Annotated in this window: 14 protein-coding genes and 1 riboswitch; of the genes, 10 read left to right on the top strand and 4 right to left on the bottom strand. The window is 35.1% G+C overall.

Going from position 1 to position 15,644, the window contains the following annotated elements; genetic code table 11:
* Window positions 1-35 precede the first annotated feature (35 nt).
* The 6 genes from CHI06_RS09265 to CHI06_RS09240 all read left to right on the top strand — a co-directional run bounded on the left by CHI06_RS09265 (window position 36) and on the right by CHI06_RS09240 (window position 7,436).
* Window positions 36-1,127, top strand: a complete 1,092-nt coding sequence (locus tag CHI06_RS09265) for a GNAT family N-acetyltransferase (protein ID WP_095248232.1) — start codon at window positions 36-38, stop codon at window positions 1,125-1,127.
* Between the two features lie 54 nt (window positions 1,128-1,181).
* A complete protein-coding gene (locus tag CHI06_RS09260) occupies window positions 1,182-2,360 on the top strand; it encodes a DegT/DnrJ/EryC1/StrS family aminotransferase (RefSeq protein WP_095248231.1) in 1,179 nt (392 codons plus the stop codon).
* Between the two features lie 153 nt (window positions 2,361-2,513).
* Window positions 2,514-4,331: a polysaccharide biosynthesis protein gene (locus CHI06_RS09255; RefSeq protein ID WP_095248229.1), complete on the top strand. Its 1,818-nt coding sequence runs from the start codon at window positions 2,514-2,516 to the stop codon at window positions 4,329-4,331.
* A gap of 38 nt (window positions 4,332-4,369) precedes the next feature.
* Complete coding sequence (locus tag CHI06_RS09250; RefSeq protein WP_179292573.1) at window positions 4,370-5,599, top strand: glycosyltransferase family 4 protein; 1,230 nt, start codon at window positions 4,370-4,372, stop codon at window positions 5,597-5,599.
* Window positions 5,600-5,773: 174 nt separating this feature from the next.
* The gene (locus CHI06_RS09245; protein ID WP_179292572.1) at window positions 5,774-6,292 is read left to right on the top strand and encodes a YdcF family protein; all 519 of its coding nucleotides are present in this window, start codon (window positions 5,774-5,776) and stop codon (window positions 6,290-6,292) included.
* 37 nt (window positions 6,293-6,329) lie between these two features.
* Window positions 6,330-7,436 carry an acyltransferase family protein gene (locus tag CHI06_RS09240; RefSeq protein WP_095248224.1) on the top strand — a complete coding sequence of 369 codons (1,107 nt, stop codon included), beginning with the start codon at window positions 6,330-6,332 and terminating at the stop codon, window positions 7,434-7,436.
* Between the two features lie 47 nt (window positions 7,437-7,483).
* Here the strand turns inward: CHI06_RS09240 and CHI06_RS09235 are convergent, their stop codons facing one another.
* Together CHI06_RS09235 and CHI06_RS09230 are read right to left on the bottom strand one after the other, a co-directional pair.
* Window positions 7,484-8,188 (bottom strand): DUF421 domain-containing protein, encoded by a 705-nt coding sequence (locus CHI06_RS09235; protein WP_095248223.1) that lies wholly within the window; start codon window positions 8,186-8,188, stop codon window positions 7,484-7,486.
* A gap of 27 nt (window positions 8,189-8,215) precedes the next feature.
* A complete protein-coding gene (locus CHI06_RS09230; RefSeq protein WP_095248221.1) occupies window positions 8,216-9,274 on the bottom strand; it encodes a lactonase family protein in 1,059 nt (352 codons plus the stop codon).
* Between the two features lie 177 nt (window positions 9,275-9,451).
* A riboswitch (cyclic di-GMP riboswitch) is annotated at window positions 9,452-9,531 on the top strand.
* A gap of 31 nt (window positions 9,532-9,562) precedes the next feature.
* Here CHI06_RS09230 and CHI06_RS09225 point away from each other — a divergent pair.
* Window positions 9,563-9,691: an anti-repressor SinI family protein gene (locus tag CHI06_RS09225; protein WP_095248219.1), complete on the top strand. Its 129-nt coding sequence runs from the start codon at window positions 9,563-9,565 to the stop codon at window positions 9,689-9,691.
* A gap of 131 nt (window positions 9,692-9,822) precedes the next feature.
* Here the strand turns inward: CHI06_RS09225 and CHI06_RS09220 are convergent, their stop codons facing one another.
* Both CHI06_RS09220 and CHI06_RS09215 read right to left on the bottom strand, forming a co-directional pair.
* The gene (locus CHI06_RS09220; RefSeq protein ID WP_179292571.1) at window positions 9,823-10,413 is read right to left on the bottom strand and encodes a YesL family protein; all 591 of its coding nucleotides are present in this window, start codon (window positions 10,411-10,413) and stop codon (window positions 9,823-9,825) included.
* A gap of 98 nt (window positions 10,414-10,511) precedes the next feature.
* The gene (locus tag CHI06_RS09215) at window positions 10,512-11,636 is read right to left on the bottom strand and encodes a GntR family transcriptional regulator (RefSeq protein ID WP_095248215.1); all 1,125 of its coding nucleotides are present in this window, start codon (window positions 11,634-11,636) and stop codon (window positions 10,512-10,514) included.
* A gap of 461 nt (window positions 11,637-12,097) precedes the next feature.
* On the opposite strand from CHI06_RS09215, the gene CHI06_RS09210 reads away from it, so the two are divergent.
* From CHI06_RS09210 to CHI06_RS09200, 3 genes are all read left to right on the top strand, one after another.
* On the top strand, window positions 12,098-13,453 hold the full coding sequence (locus tag CHI06_RS09210; protein ID WP_095248339.1) for an ABC transporter substrate-binding protein: 1,356 nt from the start codon (window positions 12,098-12,100) through the stop codon (window positions 13,451-13,453).
* A 148-nt stretch (window positions 13,454-13,601) separates the two neighbouring features.
* Window positions 13,602-14,492: a carbohydrate ABC transporter permease gene (locus CHI06_RS09205; RefSeq protein ID WP_095248213.1), complete on the top strand. Its 891-nt coding sequence runs from the start codon at window positions 13,602-13,604 to the stop codon at window positions 14,490-14,492.
* 86 nt (window positions 14,493-14,578) lie between these two features.
* Window positions 14,579-15,421: a carbohydrate ABC transporter permease gene (locus CHI06_RS09200; RefSeq protein WP_095248338.1), complete on the top strand. Its 843-nt coding sequence runs from the start codon at window positions 14,579-14,581 to the stop codon at window positions 15,419-15,421.
* Window positions 15,422-15,644 lie beyond the last annotated feature (223 nt).

Below are 15,644 nucleotides of genomic sequence, written 5' to 3'. Positions count from 1 at the left end.
TGAATTTACTTTATTGAACTATTGGGGGGACTTTAGTGGTTTATAAAATATTTGATTTAAGTGAAAAAGAGAGCTGGTACGAATTCTTAGAAAGGACAGTAAGTCAGGATATATATTTTACGCCTGAATATTTTGAAATTTCCGAGAGAAATGGGGAGGGGAAGGCTCAGCTCTTTATCTACGAGAATGGTCAGGATTTTGTCTATTACCCGTTTTTATTGAGGAGTCTTAATGACATTCCATATGCAGAAGGCATCAGGAGAAAATATGGAGACCTCTATGATATTACAACTCCATACGGTTATGGAGGCCCAATTACTAATATGACGGAAGAATCCGATAAAAAACAATTGTTTAGACAATTTGAGGAATCATTTCATTCTTTTTGTTCTCAAAACAATATTATTTCGGAGTTTGTACGGTTTCATCCATTGATTAGGAATGATAAGGATTATAAAGATATTGAATCAACATTAAACCGTCATACTATTTACGTTGATTTATCTCTGGATTTACATGATATTTGGGCTAATTATGATAATAAAAACAGAAATAGACTACGGAAGGCACAAACCAATGAATATTTTACAATGGTCCATCGGTCTCCTAGCGAACTTGATAACTTTATGAATCTATATTATAAAACTATGGATAAGAAAAACGCTTATGAGTATTACTATTTTCAGAGAGCCTATTTTGAAAACAGTGTTGAACTTTTACGGGATCACTTGGAATTAATCGAAGTTTTGATGGGCGATAAAGTTATTTTGTCTTGCTTTTTTATGCACTATGGAGATTTCATTCATTATCACTTATTAGGTTCAGATGAGGAATATATGAACTACTCACCTAATAATTCTTTAATTCATTATGTTGTGGAATGGGCAAAGTCTAAAGGCAAGAAATTTTTACATTTGGGCGGAGGATACGCTGGAGATACTGATACATTATATCGTTTTAAAAAGCGTTTTAATAAATATGGAGATTTGCCTTTTTACATTGGAAAAAGAATTCGTAATGAGGAAATTTATCATCAGTTAGTTAAAGACTTGCCAGTTACCGAAAATTATTTTCCTTTGTACAGACATCCGGATTTTACTTTACAAACTCATCTTAGTAAACGATAACCTTAGCTTTTATATTTGAGTATAAATACGCCTTTAGGGAGTGGATGTGAGTTCATGGATAGTAATAATAAGAGAATTTATCTCTCGTCTCCACATATGACTGGCAATGAGCAGAAATACATCGATCAGTCCTTTGAAACAAATTGGATTGCTCCTTTAGGACCTAATGTTGACAGATTTGAAGAGGACCTATCCCAATATGCTGGAACAATGGGTGCTCTAGCAGTTAGTTCAGGTACAGCAGCAATCCATCTGGCATTGAGATTACTTAATGTGCAAGCTGGGGATTTAGTTTTTTGCTCCTCTCTTACATTTGTGGCAAGTGCTTGTCCGATTCTTTATCAACAAGCTGAACCAGTGTTTATAGATTCAGAGTTTGATACATGGAATATGTCCCCTAAAGCTTTGAAAAAAGCATTTATGGACGCTGAAAAAGAGGGAAACTTGCCCAAAGCAGTAATTGTAGTTCATCTTTATGGACAGAATGCCAAAATGGACGAAATAATGGATATTTGCAATTTTTATCAGGTTCCAGTTATTGAAGATGCGGCTGAATCACTTGGTTCTACTTATAAGGGGAGAAAAAGTGGTACGATCGGTAAATTTGGTGTGTATTCATTTAATGGTAATAAAATTATTTCTACCTCGGGTGGAGGAATGCTGATTTCGGATGATAAGGAAGCACTAATAAAAGGAAAGTTTCTCGCTACCCAAGCACGAGACAATAAGCCGTTTTATCAGCATAGTGAGCTAGGCTACAATTATCGGATGAGCAATATCCTTGCTGGAATTGGCGTTGCTCAACTAGCTGTAATTGAAGAAAGAGTAAAACAAAAACAGGCTATTTTTCAGCGATATGTACGTGAGTTATGTGATGTTAAAGAGTTTGTTTTTATGCCGGAATACCAAGGGACACGTCATAACCGATGGTTAACTACACTATTTATTGATTCGAATCGACCATCATTTACACCACTTGAGCTAATACAGGAACTGGAAAAAGAAAACATTGAAGCGAGATTAGTATGGAAACCAATGCATTTACAACCATTACTAAATGAATACAGGTACTACCCACATTCTAACCAAATATGCGTTGGTAATTATTTATTTGAAAGAGGGCTATGCTTACCTTCAGGGACGAACATGACCGAAGAGGAACAAACACGGGTTATACAAACTATCCTATCTTTTGTAAGTCGCAGAAAGAGCCGATATTTTATTGCAACATAGGGGTCTGGTTAGGATTCAAATTATTGGATCAGAATCGTGAATTTATAATCCACGGTGATATTATTTTGCATAAGCGTTCTTTAATAAGAACGAAACAATTCTAAAGGACATATCTAAATACAATAAAAAAATTTAGAAAGAAGTGGGCCAAGAGTGAGTTACCAAAAACGGGTTCTTTCTTTAATAGTAATTGATTCTTTAATTGTATTTACATCGGTATATATATGCTGTTTTATCTTGTTCCCAGGCTTTATTATGCCTGCAGTAAAACAGTTGGTACTTATATCAACAACATTGCTTTTAAGTCATCATATATTTGCTTATAAATACAAGATGTATCAAAGAGCGTGGGAGTATGCAAGTGTAAGTGAGATGGTAACGGTTCTAAAGGCAGTAACCTTTTCAATAATCACTGCAGCGATTATTCAACTTATTATTGGACAGCATGTATATTTTCGGATTTTAACAACAACATGGATGATGCATATGTTTTTAATTGGCGGATCACGTTTTTCTTGGCGTATTTATAAAGATAAACATTTTTCAGAAAAAACTAAAGTTAAAAAACGAACGCTTATTATCGGTGCTGGGTCTGCTGGCATTTTGGTTGCAAGACAATTAAAACATAGCAATGGTGAACTTATTCCTCTCGCATTTATTGATGACGATAAACAAAAGCAACACCTTGAAATTTTAGGTTTACCAGTACTTGGCGGCTTGAATATGCTTAAAGATGCGGTCAAAGATCTAAAGATAGAAAATATTATTATTGCTATCCCGTCCCTAAATAAAAGAGAATTGCACAATATTTATGAGGAGTGTTCCAAAACAATGGTTAATACGCAAATGATGCCAATGTTTGAAGATTTGGTAACTGGTAAGGTCTCAGTTAGTGAGATTCGTAATGTAGAACCGGGAGATCTTTTGGGCAGGATGCCTGTTGAATTAGATACAAACTCGATTTCGAAATTCATTACTAATAGTGTGGTCCTTGTAACCGGTGCCGGTGGATCGATTGGCTCCGAAATTTGCAGGCAAGTCTCTCAATTTAAACCATCTAAACTTATTCTGCTTGGTCACGGGGAGAATAGTATTTATACGATTGAAATGGAATTGAAATCTTCGTTATGTAACAACATTGAAATTGTAACTGAAATTGCTGATATTACGGACAGGGATAAAATATTCTCTATTATGAATGAATATAGACCAAGAGTAGTATTTCATGCAGCTGCTCATAAGCATGTTCCGTTAATGGAAAGAAATCCAGAAGAAGCAATAAAGAATAATGTCATAGGTACAAAAAATGTAGCAGAGGCAGCAGGGGAAAATTATGTTGAAACATTTGTCATGATCTCGACTGACAAGGCTGTAAACCCAACAAGTGTAATGGGAGCTACGAAGAGAATTGCAGAGATGATAGTTCAGGAGTTAAATCAAAAAAGCAATACAAGGTTCGTAGCAGTCCGGTTTGGGAATGTATTAGGAAGCAGAGGGAGTGTTATTCCGCTGTTCAAGAATCAAATCTCGAAAGGTGGTCCTATTACGGTAACACACCCTGATATGACAAGATATTTTATGACCATCCCCGAAGCCTCTAGACTTGTTTTACAAGCTGGAGCGCGTGCAGAAGGCGGGGAGATTTTTGTTCTTGATATGGGAGAACCAGTAAAAATAGTTGATTTAGCTAAAAATTTGATTCGCTTATCCGGCTATTCAGAGGATGAGATAGAAATTACTTACTCAGGAATAAGACCAGGTGAGAAATTGTTTGAAGAAATTCTAAACCAAAATGAAGCAAAGGATTATCAGGTGCATCCAAAGATTTTCGTAGGTAAACCTGTGAATTTGGAAAGTACGAAAATTACAGATTTACTTGAGACTTATAGCTATCTCGATAGAGAAACACTAAAAGGAATCCTGTTGTATATGACCAATCAATCAACAGAAAATATAAAAGTAGTTGTTTAGCAGTCAGGCTAACTCAATGTCGGATGGAGAGTGTAAGGATGTTTTTAAATAAAAGAGAGATTCTTTTAGTCGCTCCCTTTACAATACTTCCCGGGGAAAAAGGATTTAATAGATTTACTTATATTGCAGAAAAATTAAGCGGCAAAGGTCATAAGGTTACATTACTTACAAGTAATTTTAAGCACAGTGATAAAAACTTTAGAGACATCGCTAAAATTGAAAAAATCGGTAGGAGCCTAAAGTATAAAATCGTCATGATAGAAGAACTAGGATACAAAAAGAATATTGGTATTGATCGAATTCAAAGTCATAGACACTTTTCGAAACAACTGGCACTATATTTAAAAAATAGTAAACAAAAACCCGATGTGATTTATTGTGCCTATCCTATGATGGATGCTGCTTTTATTGCTGGAAGACATGCCAAACAATATAAAATTCCATTTGTTATGGATATTCAGGACGTATGGCCAGAAGCAATCAAAAATGCTATCCCCCTTCCAGAGATATTGGTTGATTTCTTATTATATCCACTTACAGTCTATGCCAATAAAATTTATAGTTTAGCAGATTACGTTGTGGGTGTTTCAAAAAGTTATGTTCAACGAGTAAATAAAGTCCATGTAAATGCCAAAAGTTACTTACCCATTTTTATCGGAACAGACTTAGGTGTTTTTGATAGTTATAAAGATAAACATGTAAAGAAAGATCCTAATGAATTTTGGATAACCTATATCGGTACCATTAGCTATAGTTATGATCTTGAAACAGTAATTCGTGCAGTTTCGATTCTCAAAAATAAAGGAATCAATAATATCGTTTTTAAAGTATTTGGTTCCGGACCTTTACAGCCAAAGTTTGAGAAGTTGGCCAATCAGCTGGATGCTCCTGTGGATTTTATGGGTCATTTTAAATATGAGGAAATGATTCCTTTTCTAGTATGTTCGGATATAGCAGCAAATGCAATCAGTAAAGGTGCTCAACAAAGTATTACAAACAAGATTGGAGATTTTTTATCAGCAGGATTACCAGTACTAAATAGCAGTCTTAATAAGGAATTTATGGACATGGTCACGACGGAAAGTATTGGATATAACTACAATCCTGGAGATTCGGTAAAATTAGCTGCCCTAATTGAACAACTTTATAATAATAAGGGTTTACGAGCAGCATTTGGAGGAAATGCCAGGAGATTGGCAGAAGAAAAATTTGATAGAAGACATTCCTACAGAGATATTTATAGCATTATTGAACAAGCAACCGTTTAAAGACGAACCATAGTTAAATAGATTATTATAGGTGATAAAATGGTACCTCCAAAGATAATGTCTTCACAGAAAAGAAATAAAGGAACCCTGTCTACTACTAAAAAGTTTCGAAATATGTTTTTTTCAGTTCTGCTTTTTTTTCTACTTTTTCTATTGTTTGCAGGGCGATTTTTAGTGCTTAATGAAGAACCGAAAAAAGTGGACACGATTGTTGTATTAAGTGGAGGAGATGGGCGACTGGAAAAAGCAATTGAACTTTTTGAGTCGGGGTATGCAAGTAAACTGATTGTATCTAATGGATTGGCTGACGGTTTATGGGAAAATGCTGTTAGACTTCTGCCACCTAGTTCCATAATATTGGAGGAAAAGGCAGATAGCACATATGATAGCGCCGTCTACGTAAAGAAACTCATGAATAAGAATAAATTTCATACAGCCATCCTAGTCTCTTCTGATTTCCATATGAGGAGGGTGAAATATAATTTTCAGAGAGTCTATAAGGGCAGCGATCATGAGCTTATTTATGTAGCAAGTGATACTTCGTATAATCCTAAGGTATGGTGGATGAATAAACGCAGTTTTGGTATTACCATTAGTGAATATGTAAAAATAATTGGAAATACCTTTGGTGTTCATGGAAATGAAGCAAAAAGAACATTATATAGATATTTTGAAATGTTCTTTTATGAATAGCAGAAATATTATTTTTTAATAGAAGGAGGAATCAGTTTTGGAGAAAAAATTGGTAAATGAAATTTTTCTAATGAGAACTATTTCTTGTTTAAGTATATTACTTCTTCATTCACTTGCAAGAGCTTATGCTCATGACAACAATATTGTTAACCTGATGCAAGTTTTATTAACTTTCGGGACACCTACTTTTGTTTTTATCTCTGAATTTATCTTGGCACGTTCTTATCCTCAAGAACTGCCAGCCAATTTTTGGTCTAAAAGACTAAAGTTTATTATGGTACCTTATATTTTATTTGGTACATTTTATGCTCTGATGAAGGGGTTCGAGCAATCATTAAGTTCCGGAAACGATTTCCTAGGCTCTTTTGGAGGTTTTCTATGGAAACATATATTATTGGGGGATTACCATGGTTATTTTATTCTAGTGATCTTTCAATTTTATTTACTACATTATTTCTTCCATAAATATTTGAAAAAGTGGAACCCATTTATAGTTATGGGTAGTGCCCTGCTAATTCATTTAGCCTATTTAGGATTCTTTAATTTTGTCAAACCGCCTCAATCAGAAATCGGGCTTTACATTTGGGAGAAGTTTTATTGGGTACCTTTTCTTGGCTGGCTTTTCTATTTTACTCTCGCTTTTTACTGTGGCAGGAACTTTTCAGTATTCATCAAATATATTAATAAATATTCAAGATGGGTAATAGTAAGTCCTTTCCTAGCTGGGGCGGTTGTTTTATTTTTATATGACTCAAAAATAATTCCTGTTATCTCATCCAAAAGAGTAGATATGGTTTTATTTACTACAAGTATGATTTTCTTGATTTATTATATTGCAACAAAATTACACAAAGTACCTAGAGTTGTCGTATGGATCAGCCAGTATTCATTTGGAATCTATTTAATGCATTCAGTCTTTTTAGCTGTTATGTATCTGGCTTTTACTCGATTACCTATTGAAATAAATCCAGCTTTGCTTACAGTATTATACTTCTTTGTAGGTCTTTTATTGTCAATTGCCTCCACATTTGTCCTCAATAAAATTCCATATGGACACTATTTTATTGGGAAAATATCTATAGGTATTAATAATAACAAAAAGAATAAACGAACTGTTCCTAAGGCAAAAACGATACAAGGGTAATTGGATAAACAAAGGGGGTGTCTCTAAAAGAGACACCCTCTTCACCATTAGTGGTATAAAAAAAGGGAAAGGTTATTTTTACGGTCGATTGTTGCAAATAATACATTACCTACTTCAGTCTGATACTGACTCCTTAGTGTGTTTATGAGCCACCCTTCATCCTTATTCAGTTGTCGGAGCTCATGTAGTTCAATTTTGCCTTCTTTAATTATGGTCTTAGGGAGGTCAAAGGGTTCGGTAACAAAGTTATAGGTTGATGGGGTGAGTGCTTCGTATTTTGGATCCAAAAAAACAGAAACCTTCCCATCGGCTTCCCATAATGCCAGTGCAACTTTTTTAACATCTTCTACTTTCTCTTCCCGTAATTCTTCTAATAAAATATCGATTGATATTCTTGCTTTTTTCAAACCTTTAGAAATAATCTCTCCGTCTTTAACAAGTGTAATAGGTGGAGGAGTAATTAGGTTTCTTATTCGTGGGAATTTTAATATAGTATAGACACTGCCAATATACAATAGCACCAGTACCACTGTGGTTGTAATAGAACCCTTAAGTCCAAGGTGTTCATCTGACAATGGGTGGGCAAGGATGTTCCCAATTATCAAAGCAATAGCGAAATCAATCAATCTGAGCTGAGCAATGGAACGCTGCCCCATTGCTTTTGCTACAATTATCAAAAAGAAATAGGCAACAATAGCACGTAGAACCCACTCTATTGTCGTTAAGGATTCCTGACTATTAAAGAAATTCATCGAAGACACATCCTTTATTAGTTAAGTCTAATTTCCAAAAAACTTAACACAAACCGGGTGTGGTACCTTTATATCAGATTCTAACAGAGTTAATCTCCCGGTGCTTTCATCTCTTGAATATAAAACTATATTGCTGGATTCTTGATTAGAAGCAACAATGAATTTTTCAGAAGGATCAATCTCAAAATCCCTTGGCCAATCCCCCTCTGTTGAAGTGTGCTCCACAAAGCTTAGTTCACCGGAATCTTGATTGATTTGAAATAGAGCAATACTGTTATGACCACGGTTGCCAGCATAAACAAAACGACCGTCCGCTGAAATATGAATGGCACTTCCTTGGTTATTTTCTGTAAAATCCTCCGGCAGAGTAGAAATATATTGTATTTCAGTAAAATGACCGTTTTCCGGATGATAGTTTAACGTAATTACCTCAGAACTGAACTCAGTCATAATATAAGCATATTTGCCATTGGGATGAAAAGCAAGGTGCCTCGGACCACTGCCAGCTTTTAAAGGAAGAAGGTTTACTTTTTCAAGTGTGCCATCGTCTTTTACTTTATAAGTAATCAGGGCATCAATACCCAGTTCAACAGCTGCTAAATATTTTTCATCAGGTGTTAATCCTGCATAATGGGTATGAGCTTTTTCCTGTCGTGGATCCGGTCCTGAACCCTCATGTTTAAGGATCGACACAGCAGGTTGTACGGAGCCGTCTTCCTGATTAAGCAAAGAGGATTCTACCGTTCCTTTATGATAATTAGCGCTAAAAACATAGTTGTTTTTAGTGTCTACACTTACATGACAAGGTGGTGATCCTTCAGAGAATTGGCTGTTTATTGCTGTTAACTCACCATTTTCATTAATAGAAAAAGCGGCTAATCCTCCTTGTCCTCCTTCTTTTACAACTGAGTAAAGGTAACGATTATTGGAACTAATTGTTAGGTAGGTTGGGTTATCTAACCTAGCTGCAACTTTAACGTCAACGATCTTCCTTTCATCCGTGTCTAGTGTGAAGGAATAGATTCCCTCGCTTTCGCCTTTTGTGTAGGTTCCAATATAACCCGTGAAATGTTTTTTTTCAGTCATCATTTAAACTCCTTCAATGAAATATCATCATTTTATTTTACACTTGTGTATTCCTTTGTTCAAATTGGTAACAGTTTTATTAAAAAAGCATAAAAAAATGTCGTAATTTTTAGAATCTTTTATGTTCGATATATAGAATAAATGTGGTACTATTTTCTTATGAACTTTATAACGTTATACAGATAAAGGCAAACCTCTCGAAATGGGATGCAAAGCTACGGGTCTAAAGTGCTAAACAATGAAGCTGAGCTACTTAAAAACTAATATTTTAGGGGGACACCTAGTACTATGTTAACACCTCTATTAAATCAAAAAGAATTAGATAAGGAATGGCTAGACCTCATTTTAGAAGCTCAAAATTTAGGAATTACTATCAATGAAATTAAGGACTTCCTAAAAGATCCTTCTAACACATAATTATGTCCTCCTTCGATATTTACCTACATACCAAATCTTGCATGAACGTTGCAATAAGGATTTAATGAAATATGAACACAAAAAATGCCCATAAAATGGGCATTTTTTCTTTTAAGTATAAAAATGTTGAATCAATTTGGAGACTGGGCTGGTTGAATTTTATTAAAGACAAGATGACACAAATAGTAATTGCAATAGGCAAAAACACAGAAAATAAATAGAAAAGTAACGGACCAAGTATATAGAATCAATACCATCAAAACAAATAAAACAATTACAGACAGAGTTACAAAGAAATATCTGACTGAAAAGAACAGAGAGTTCTTTATAGCAGTCAGCCAATTGACATTATAATTGGCTATGGTTGAAAAAATAAAAATAGTAATGAATAGAATGACGATACCGATTAAAGACAAAACCGGTAAGAGAATATACTGGAAAGTACCGAGATTTTTAATTAACATAAAATCAAGATAAAACACTCCGGCAAAAACAATCCAGATTATCCCTAAGATAAAACTTTGTTTAAAGTTCTCTTTGAAATATTGAAAAAAGGAACGAAAGACACTGTAGTCTTTATGCAAAATCCATTGGCGAATGACACAGAACATAGCAACGGAAGCAGGGAAAATCGTAATGACCGGCAGACAAAATAACAACCAGAGGATATTTAATTGAAAAAAAGCGGTTACAAACTCAAGTACTTTGAATAACTGTTTCATATTCTCACCATGTTTCCTCATCAAAGATGTAAATTAAACACCCCGTTACCTAATAGGGTGTTTAATTTTGTTTAGAAAGTAAACTAATTGAAGGGGTATTAACTAACTAAGTTCGGCTTTTTCACTTCTGCAGTAGAATTTCGTATAATCAACTCTGGTTCGTATATGATAGACTGTGGATTACTGCTGCTGTGCCCTTCGACTGCTGAAACAATCCACTTCGCAGCTTCAATACCCATCTCCATTTTCGGGTGGGAAACAGATGTTAATTTTACCTCGGTTGCCTCTGCTAAGAAGGAGTCATCATACCCAACAATGGAAACATCCTCTGGGACGCTCAAATCAAGGCCTCTTAACATTTCAATAACACTTAATGCTGATTGGTCATTATAGCACACAATGGCTGTAGGCATTTTTTCATTAGTATAAAAATGCTTTAATTGTTCTACTATTTTGCTATGCTGATCTTCTGTTGTATAGGTAATAACCATATCTGGAAAGAACGTTATTCCGTGCTCTCTAAAAGCCCGGATAAAGCCTTGCATCCGGTTAACCCCTTGAAGGTCATCCGTTTTGAAAATCCCTATTATCTTTTGGTGGCCTAATTTAATTAAATGTTCCGTAGCAATAAAGCCGCCATGCTCATCATTCATAATAATATGAGGCGGCATCAGCTGTGAATAGTATTGGTTAATCATTAGATAAGGGGTATTGTTTTGTTCTAGTTCTAAATAGTAACTAATATTAGGATTATAATTGCTGCTTTTTGTTGGTTCAACAATTAGCCCATTAATATTTCTGCTCAACATTGTTTGCAGGCATTGTTTCTCTTTTTCTACATCATTGTCTGTACATGCAAATGTTAAGGAATATCCCTGGGTTGTTAAATAGGACTCAATACCTTTAATAATAGAAGGGAAGATATAATCTGAAATATAGGTTGTTATTACACCAATATTTTTCCCATTTCCATTTGAGATTTGAACCTGAGGCTCGACGGGTTCTTTTTTTAATGAACAGAACGTCCCTGCTCCTTGTTCACGATAGAGCCATCCTTCGTGAACTAAATCTCCAACAGCCTGGCGAACGGTGTGTCTAGAGACACCAAACATTTTAACAAGTTCATTTTCGGAATAGATTTTTTCACCTGGTTTGACGATTCCACTAGTGATCCATTCTGTTATTTTCTCTTTTACCATATTATACTTGGTTTTTTGTGCCACGGTTTCACCACTTTCAACTTGTATACTAAATTGTTAAGTTATACGTACAACGAATAATGTATAGTCTTATATTATCAAATAGAATAATTATTTGCTATGGTTAAATTATACACGGATAAAGTTATTGTTAAACACGTACGGACATAAATAAAAATTTTTAATAAAAGCGATTGACATGTACGAACAGGCATATTATTATTTGAAGTATAGAGAATACGCTTTCAAAGTTTCATAGAAGTACAACTTTTGAAAAATAGAAGGTATTTCTATTATGGCGTTTATGAAAAATAGAGTCTAGGGGGTCTTAAATGTAATCATTCAACATGTACGTACATATAAAATCCGGTAACTTATACTTTCATTTTTTTTAAAAAAGTGGTTACGCTTTCAAAGGTTTTCACGAAATTGTTTTATTCTTAAGAAATTATAAAATAGTTTGTGGAGGGATTCAATTGTTTAAAATATCTAAAAAATTCGGAGTTATGACGCTGCTTGTATTATTGATTATCAGTACTATTCTTAGTGGTTGTGCTAGCAAGGAAAGCACCTCAGGTAAGACTAAGGACGGAAAAACAGCCATTACATTTATGTTTAGAGGTCAGCCTAAAGAACTTGAAGCTTATACAGCTACTGTAAAAAGATTTGAAAAGTCACATCCAGATGTTAAAGTTACATTGGTTCAAGTTGCTCCAGATCAATATGATACGAAGTTAAAAGCAGCGATTGCTGGTAAGAAGATTCCAGATGTTTTCTTCTATAACCCAGCTCAAGTTAAAGCATATGTTAACTCTGGTGTATTAAAAGATATTACTGAATTCGTTGAAGGGTCAGAAGATGTTAAAATCGACGATATTTGGGAAAAAGGTATCGCAAAATATCGCTTTGATGGCGAAACACTTGGTGAAGGTGCAATTTACGGATTGCCAAAAGACTTAGGTCCATTTGCATTAGGTTACAACAAAACAATGTTTGAAGAAGCAGGAATTCCACTTCCTGACAAAGATAAGCCTTATTCATTGGAGCAATTCATTGAAGTAGCACAAAAATTAACAAAAGATAAAAACGGCGATGGAAAAAATGATCAATTTGGTGCTGGATTTAACATTCAATGGGCATTACAGCCAATTGCTTGGAGTAATGGTGCAGACTGGATTGATGAAACTGGCACAAAAGTAACGATTGATACTCCTGAATTTGCTGAAGCGGTACAATGGTTTGCAGATCAACAAAATAAATACGAAATCACTCCTTCTATTGCAGAAGCACAAACACTAGATACGTACCAAAGATGGATGAAAGGCGAATTAGCATTTTTCCCTGTTGGACCTTGGGATATGGCAACATATGCAGAACAATTAAAGTTTGAATATGATTTAATTCCATGGCCTGCTGGTAAAACAGGTAAACCTGCTGCTTGGGTTGGATCATTAGGTATCGGTGTAGGAGCTACAACGAAAAATGCAGAAGCAGCTGCTGAGTTAGCAATGTACCTATCTGCTGACCAAGAAGGACAACAAGCATTAGTAGACGCTCAAGTTCAATTGCCAAACAGCGTAACAGTTGCAGAAGAATGGGCTGCTGATACATCTATTAAACCTGCAAATAAGCAAGAGTTCTTAGATATTATCAATGATTATGGACGTGGATTCCCTGCTGAAAAGACTTACACAGCTGAATGGTATGATGAATTCTTTAAGAATATCCAGCCAGTTCTTGATGGAAAGATGACAGCTGAAGAATACGTGAAAGAAGCTCAACCTAAGATGCAAAAATTATTAGATGCTGCAATCGAGCAAGAAAAGAAATCTTCTAAGTAATAAAATAAATTGATGCTCTGACATAGTGTAAATGGTGCTAGTTTTAAGAAATCTGCTAGCACCATTTATTCCTTTTATCTAAATTTTTTATAAAAAGAAATTTAGAAATAGGGAAATGTTCATTCATGTTTTGAAAGGGTGAGGTAAGATGAAAGCTACGTCCAAACTGTATCGGACAGAACAAAGAAACGCCTATTTTTTCATTGCAGCACCTGTCATAGGATTCCTCATATTTGCTATGGCTCCCCTCATTTATTCTATCTATGGTGCTTTTACTGACTGGGACGGTCTAGGACAAATGAACTTTATTGGACTAGAAAACTTTATTAATGTATTCCAAGATGAGTATTTCTATAAGTCTATGTTTAACACTATTTATATGATGCTGGGAATTCCGATTGGTATTGTGCTGGCATTATTGCTTGCTCTTGCATTAAACCGAGGAATTCCAGGAACGAATACATTTAGGGTGCTATACTATATTCCAGTTGTATCTTCTATCGCTGCGATCTCTATTTTATGGCAGTGGGCTTATAATGGGGATTACGGGTTAGTAAACCAGTTCCTTGCTCTATTTGGAATTGAAGGTCCAAACTGGCTGCAAAATACTTCTACCGTTAAACCAGCATTAATTATCATGGCAGTTTGGAAGGGTCTAGGCTATACGATGCTTCTATACTTAGCAGCACTGCAAAGCGTACCAAAATCATTTTATGAGGCAGCGAAACTAGACGGTGCTAATGCATTTCAAGCGTTTTGGCATATTACACTGCCAATGGTGAAACCAGTAACATTCTTTATTATTGTCACGAATATTATTGGCGGCGCCCAAATCTTTACTGAGATTAACGTTATGACACCAACAGGCGGTCCTGAATATAGTTCAGCATCCGTTGTATTTTATGTTTGGCAAAAAGCATTTGGTAACTTCCAATTAGGTTATGCGTCTGCAATGGCCTTAATACTGGGACTTTTCATCTTTATTATTACCCTAATCCAATTTAAGATAAATGAAAAATCATCCTTTGAATTGGATTAATAACAGATGATTAACAGAGTAATAGAAAGGGGCATTTAATAATGGAAGTTGCAATTGCAGATAAAAAGAAAGTTAAAGCAGAACCAATGTCTGAAAAGAAAAAAAATAGAATTACAAGTATCTTTGTTTTTGCCTTTCTAAGTGTAGGAGCTATCTTCATGGTGGCACCGCTGTTATGGATGTTTTCAACTTCACTTAAATCAAAAGAAGATGTATTTGCCTTACCTCCAGTATGGATTCCTGAAACGATCTCTTTTGCTAAGTATGCTGAAATCTGGTCTATGGGGCCGTTGTTATCTGGTATTAGTAATAGCTTAATCGTTGCGATATCGGTGACCATTATTGGAACATTTACATCCAGCTTAGCTGCCTTTGCTTTTGCAAAGCTGCAGTTCCGCGGAAAAAATAAAATATTTTTACTATTATTTGCATCTGTAATGATTCCCTATCCTGTCATTATGATTCCACAGTTCATCATGTTTTCTTCTGTGGGATGGATTGATAGTTTATTACCATTAATCATTCCGGGATTGTTTGGTAACATATTCATGATTTTCTTCTTACGTCAGTATTTATCAAGTATTCCTACATCTATTATAGAAGCGGCAAAGATCGATGGGTGCTCTTATTTTCAAATCTTTTACAAAATTATCTTTCCGTTGATTAAGCCTGCTGTTGCTGCACAGTTAATCTTGTGGTTCATGGGAATTTGGAATGATTACTTAGGTCCAATCCTGTACTTGAATTCTCCAGAAAAACAAACACTGCAGCTAGTTATTGCAAACTTTAACGCGTCATATGCAATCCAAAGTGATTACCCGTTAATTATGGCGGCTTCTGTCATTGCGTTATTGCCAATGTTGATTGTGTTTATTGTCTTCCAAAAGCAAATCATCGAATCAATTGCTATTTCAGGTGTAAAAGGTTAAGACAACTAAATCATATGCAGGTGCAATTTTGATTCGTAGTTAATAAAGTTAATAGAATATGTAGAAAGGCACTTATCAATTTTATTTCTGATAAGTGCCTTTTATAATTTTGGCTCTGTTAAACTTGGCTGTTGATTTTGCTCCAGGCGCTTCGGGAAGCCTCCTCGGCGCTAAGAGATAAGCGGGGTCTCCCCTGTCCCGTCCTCCTGCAGGACATTGGTTT

The organism is Bacillus sp. 7884-1, from assembly GCF_002272245.1.
GTDB lineage: Bacteria > Bacillota > Bacilli > Bacillales > Cytobacillaceae > Neobacillus.
The sequence above is the reverse complement of the archived record's forward strand: the minus strand, read 5'-3'. Positions and strand labels throughout refer to the sequence as shown.

Excerpts from the sequence above, each read along its gene's own strand:
- CHI06_RS09200 (WP_095248338.1), top strand. The coding sequence starts at position 14,579 with ATGTCTGAAAAGAAAAAAAATAGAATTACAAGTATCTTTGTTTTTGCC.
- CHI06_RS09225 (WP_095248219.1), top strand. The coding sequence starts at position 9,563 with ATGTTAACACCTCTATTAAATCAAAAAGAATTAGATAAGGAATGGCTA.
- CHI06_RS09230 (WP_095248221.1), bottom strand. The coding sequence starts at position 9,274 with ATGACTGAAAAAAAACATTTCACGGGTTATATTGGAACCTACACAAAA.
- CHI06_RS09235 (WP_095248223.1), bottom strand. The coding sequence starts at position 8,188 with ATGAATTTCTTTAATAGTCAGGAATCCTTAACGACAATAGAGTGGGTT.
- CHI06_RS09220 (WP_179292571.1), bottom strand. The coding sequence starts at position 10,413 with ATGAAACAGTTATTCAAAGTACTTGAGTTTGTAACCGCTTTTTTTCAA.
- CHI06_RS09205 (WP_095248213.1), top strand. The coding sequence starts at position 13,602 with ATGAAAGCTACGTCCAAACTGTATCGGACAGAACAAAGAAACGCCTAT.
- CHI06_RS09250 (WP_179292573.1), top strand. The coding sequence starts at position 4,370 with ATGTTTTTAAATAAAAGAGAGATTCTTTTAGTCGCTCCCTTTACAATA.
- CHI06_RS09260 (WP_095248231.1), top strand. The coding sequence starts at position 1,182 with ATGGATAGTAATAATAAGAGAATTTATCTCTCGTCTCCACATATGACT.